The sequence below is a fragment of the Gemmatimonas sp. genome (genome assembly GCF_041689975.1).
In the GTDB taxonomy this organism is placed as follows: domain Bacteria; phylum Gemmatimonadota; class Gemmatimonadetes; order Gemmatimonadales; family Gemmatimonadaceae; genus Gemmatimonas.
Map to the genome: position 1 here is coordinate 1 of NZ_JBDNFF010000063.1, position 3818 is coordinate 3818.

At 62.8% G+C, this 3818-nt stretch carries 5 protein-coding genes; 4 read left to right on the forward strand and 1 reads right to left on the reverse strand.

The features are described from left to right. The first annotated feature begins 165 nt into the window (after nucleotides 1-165). The 4 genes from ACESNG_RS04665 to ACESNG_RS04680 are packed head-to-tail and all read left to right on the forward strand — an operon-like array spanning nucleotide 166 to nucleotide 3427. Entirely contained in the window at nucleotides 166-642 is a 477-nt protein-coding gene (locus ACESNG_RS04665; RefSeq protein ID WP_373068004.1) for an LptF/LptG family permease, read from the forward strand. Further along, on the forward strand, nucleotides 639-1724 hold the full coding sequence (locus tag ACESNG_RS04670) for an LptF/LptG family permease (protein WP_373061970.1): 1086 nt from the start codon (nucleotides 639-641) through the stop codon (nucleotides 1722-1724). Before ACESNG_RS04665 ends, ACESNG_RS04670 begins: the two co-directional genes overlap by 4 nt. Next, the gene (locus ACESNG_RS04675) at nucleotides 1724-2518 is read left to right on the forward strand and encodes an MlaE family ABC transporter permease (RefSeq protein WP_373061972.1); all 795 of its coding nucleotides are present in this window, start codon (nucleotides 1724-1726) and stop codon (nucleotides 2516-2518) included. The genes ACESNG_RS04670 and ACESNG_RS04675 overlap by 1 nt, the downstream gene beginning before the upstream one ends. Nucleotides 2519-2539: 21 nt before the next feature. Then, nucleotides 2540-3427, forward strand: coding sequence for an MlaD family protein (locus ACESNG_RS04680; RefSeq protein ID WP_373061974.1), 888 nt, complete (start codon nucleotides 2540-2542; stop codon nucleotides 3425-3427). A 118-nt stretch (nucleotides 3428-3545) separates the two neighbouring features. Here ACESNG_RS04680 and ACESNG_RS04685 read toward each other — a convergent pair. Continuing rightward, nucleotides 3546-3818: four helix bundle protein (locus tag ACESNG_RS04685; RefSeq protein WP_373068006.1), on the reverse strand; the 273-nt coding region annotated here is incomplete at its 5' end.

Sequence of the window (3818 nt, forward strand, 5' to 3'; positions counted from 1 at the left end):
CCAGCGGTCGTGCCAGCGGTCGTGCCAGCGGTCGTGCCAGCGGTCGTGCCAGCGGTCGACACACTGAGAGACACGCTCGGCGTGGCGATCCCTACGCCGCCGCCCGCCGTGAACATACCCGAGTCCATGCCCATACCGGCACCGGCGGTCGTGGACTCGGTGACCATGAATCAAGGGGCGATGAACGCTGCGGATGCGCAGCTGGTCGCGTCGCGCGAAGGGCTCGACAGCCTCACGGTGGAGATCCACAAGAAGTTCGCGCTGTCCTTTGCCTGCCTCGTGTTCGTCCTCTTCGGCCCACCGATCGCGCTGCGCTACCCACGTGGCGGTGTCGGGATGACGCTCGGCGTGAGCATCGCCGTGTTCGGCTTGTACTATGTATGTCTGATGGGCGGTGAAGCGCTGGCCGATAAGGGCATGGTGCCGCCGTCGATCGCGATGTGGATCGCGAATGCCATCTTCACGGTAGCGGGTGTCGTACTGCTCTGGCGTGTGGAATCGACGACGGACACCTCGCGTGGCGGTGGTATCCGTGACTGGTGGGCGGATCGCGGCGCACGACGCGCGCTGGCGAGACAGATGAAGAAGGAGCAGGCCGCGAAGACCGCAGGCACGGGTCCGACGGTGGCGGTGGGCGCGTGAGCCGCCGCTTCATTACGCCACTCGATCGGTACGTAGCGGCCGAGTTCACCCGCATCTTCACCGTCACCACGCTTGGCTTCCCAGTGCTGGTGTTCGTGATCGACCTCGTGGACAACCTGCGCAAGTACACCGAACGCAAGCTGGCGCTCAAGGACGTTGCACTGAGCTATGTGTACTGGATTCCCGACACGCTGTTCATGGTGCTGCCCGCCGCGGTGCTGTTCGCCACGGTGTTCTCGATCGGCACGTTCACGCGGTATTCCGAGATCACTGCGGCCAAGGCCTCGGGGATCAGCTTCTACCGCTTCATCGCGCCGATCCTGTTCATGGCGACTGTGGCGATGGGCATTGACCTCATGTTCGGCGAGCTCGCGCCGCCGGCCAATGCCCAGCGACTCAAGCTGCTGGCCGGCAAAGGACAGGATCGTGACAATAATCGCTACAATTTTGCGTTTGCCAGCGAGACCGGGCGCGTGTACCGGATCTACACGCTCGACGTGAAACAGCGATTCGTGGAGAACGTAGAGATCGAGGAGCGCGGATCGGTGAAGCGGCCTGGACTGCTCGTGGCGGCCAGAACGGCCACGTGGTACGACAATCGCGGTTGGGTGCTGAAGTCGGGGCTCGTGCATGTGGTCCCGACCGACTCTACCGATCGTGCCGTCGCCTTCGATTCTCTCATTGACCGGCACTTCACCGAGAAACCGCAAGACCTGCAGTCCACCGAGCGGCAGCCGAGCGAGATGAATTTCGCCGACCTGACGCGGTTCATTACAGCGCTCGAACGCTCAGGGACAGATGTGAATCTGCTCCGGGTGGAACGGATGCTGAAGTTGGCGATTCCCGTCACCTGTCTCATCATTGCACTGTTCGGCGCACCGCTGGCGACGAGTTCGCAGCGTGGTGGCGCCGCCTACGGTATCGCGGTCAGTCTGGCCACGACCATTCTCTTTCTCGTGCTCATCCAGTTGACCAAAGCGATTGGTGGAAAGGGGCTTATGCCTCCCGACATTGCGGCGTGGGTGCCTAACATCGCGTGCGGACTGTTCGCCCTCGTGCTGTTGGCGCGGGTGCGAACCTGATGCTCAGCCTGGACGTCGTCGTCCGGCTGGCCGAACGGCGCACCGGGGGCATTCTGCGCGCCTTGGGCAAGCGTGCCTATTTCGCGCGCGACATCGTGCGCGGCGTGCGCGACCCGGGCACCTGGGTTCCCGAAACGATCCGCCAGATGCGCACGATGGGGGTGGAGTCCGTACCGCTGACCATCATCGTGGCCGCGTTCCTTGGCGGCGTGACAGCCTTCCAGACGCGCTACCAGCTCTTCCCCGGCGTACAGCTCTCAGTGGTCGGCCTGATCACCCGGCAGAGTATTGTGCTCGAACTGGGACCGCTGCTGACGGCGCTCGTGCTCACCGGTCGGGTAGGCGCCCGCATGACCGCAGAAATCGGCACGATGCGCGTGACGGAGCAGATCGACGCGCTCGAAACGTTATCGTTCGATCCGGTGGCCTATCTCGCACTGCCGCGCTTTCTGGCCGGGATCGTGATGCTGCCGGTGTTGGTGGTTCTGGCGAACAGCGCGGCCATCTTGAGCGCGTGGGTAATCCTGATCACGTCCACCGATGTCCGTACCGACGACTTCGTGGCGGGGTTACGCCTGGCGTTCACGCCGTTTCAGGTCGTGTACTCGCTGATCAAAGCGTTTCTGTTCGGTGCCGCCATCGCCTTCGTCTGTTCGTACGAGGGCTACGTGACCGAAGCCGGCGCCGAAGGCGTGGGGCGTTCGACCGCCCTCGCCGTCGTCATCGCGTCTGTCAGCATTCTGGTACTCGATGCCCTCGTGGCTGCCGTCCTGGCTCCATTCATTCAGGCCTGACCGCCTGCTTTCTCTCCATACATGACGACGAAACGACGCGACGAACTGCTTGTCGGTCTGCTCCTGCTGGTAGCGGTGGTGCTGGGTATCGGCGGAACGATCTGGATCGCCCGTGGCGGTCTGTCCAGCGGATATCCCATGTTCGCGCGCTTCAAATGGGGCGCCGGGCTCAAGCAGGGACAGCCGGTGCTGCTGGCCGGCGTGCAGATCGGGTATGTCAACCATGTCGACCTGATCCCCGACGGCACGATTACGGTGACGCTGCAGATGCAGTCGCAGTACAAGATACCAGCAGGCACGACGGCCACCGTGCAGGCCAACGGCATCTTCGGCGACCAGCTGATTGCGCTCACGCCGATCATCGGACGTCAGGGCTACATGGCGGAAGGCGACACGATTCCAACGGGCACCGGATCACCGGGCGTTCCCGAGCTGCTGAGCAAGGGCGATTCGATCGCGCTCAACATCCGCGCGCTGACCGACGCCGCGCGCGTGCAGTTCGTAGAAGGCGGCGGCGTAACGGACGTGCGGCAGACGGTGGCCGATCTCACGAAGCTCGTCGCGCAGCTGAGCGCGGTCACGGCCGAACAGTCCAAGCAGCTCACGCTGACGCAACAGACCGTGCGCCGCACGCTGGCCAGTGTGGATTCCACGAAGGTGGATTCGACGGTCAAGAATCTGCAGGCCACCTCGGCGCAGCTCGAGCAGCTCACGCGCGACTTCAAGCAGACGAACGTGCAAGTGCAAGGTGTGCTCGACAAGGTGAGCAACGGCAACGGCACCGCGGCCAGGATACTGAACGATCCGGCGGTGTATGCGCGGCTGGATACGTTGCTGCTGCGGGTGGACTCGCTGGTGATGGATTTAAAGAAGAATCCGAAGAAGTACATAAATTTGCGGATATTTTAAGTCCGTACTCCGTGCTACCTACTCCTTACCCCTTACTCCCTACCCCTTACTCCCTACCCCTTACTCCCTAGGAAGCAGTGGGGAGGGTATCAGGGGGCAGGAGGCAGGGGGGCCGTGGCTAGCCGTCGCGCTCTTTCGTTTTCTCTCGTTCCGTTTTCTCTCGTTTCGCTTTTTCGACGTAGTACTTCCTCAAGCCGTGGGTCATGCGGCGGACTTGGCGGGTTTCGTCGAGGGCTTCCTCGATGCCAACGAGTTTGAGACCGAGCTTGTCCGCGAGGATGAGGTGGCTCTCGACTTCGAATGCCGACGAGATGGCGTAACTGAGAAATCGAGCACAATCGGCGTCACTGGGCTGAGCGACCCCTTCCGCGATGTTGGTGGGGATGGAGTC

Excerpts from the sequence above, each read along its gene's own strand:
- ACESNG_RS04665 (WP_373068004.1), top strand. The coding sequence starts at position 166 with ATGAATCAAGGGGCGATGAACGCTGCGGATGCGCAGCTGGTCGCGTCG.
- ACESNG_RS04675 (WP_373061972.1), top strand. The coding sequence starts at position 1,724 with ATGCTCAGCCTGGACGTCGTCGTCCGGCTGGCCGAACGGCGCACCGGG.
- ACESNG_RS04680 (WP_373061974.1), top strand. The coding sequence starts at position 2,540 with ATGACGACGAAACGACGCGACGAACTGCTTGTCGGTCTGCTCCTGCTG.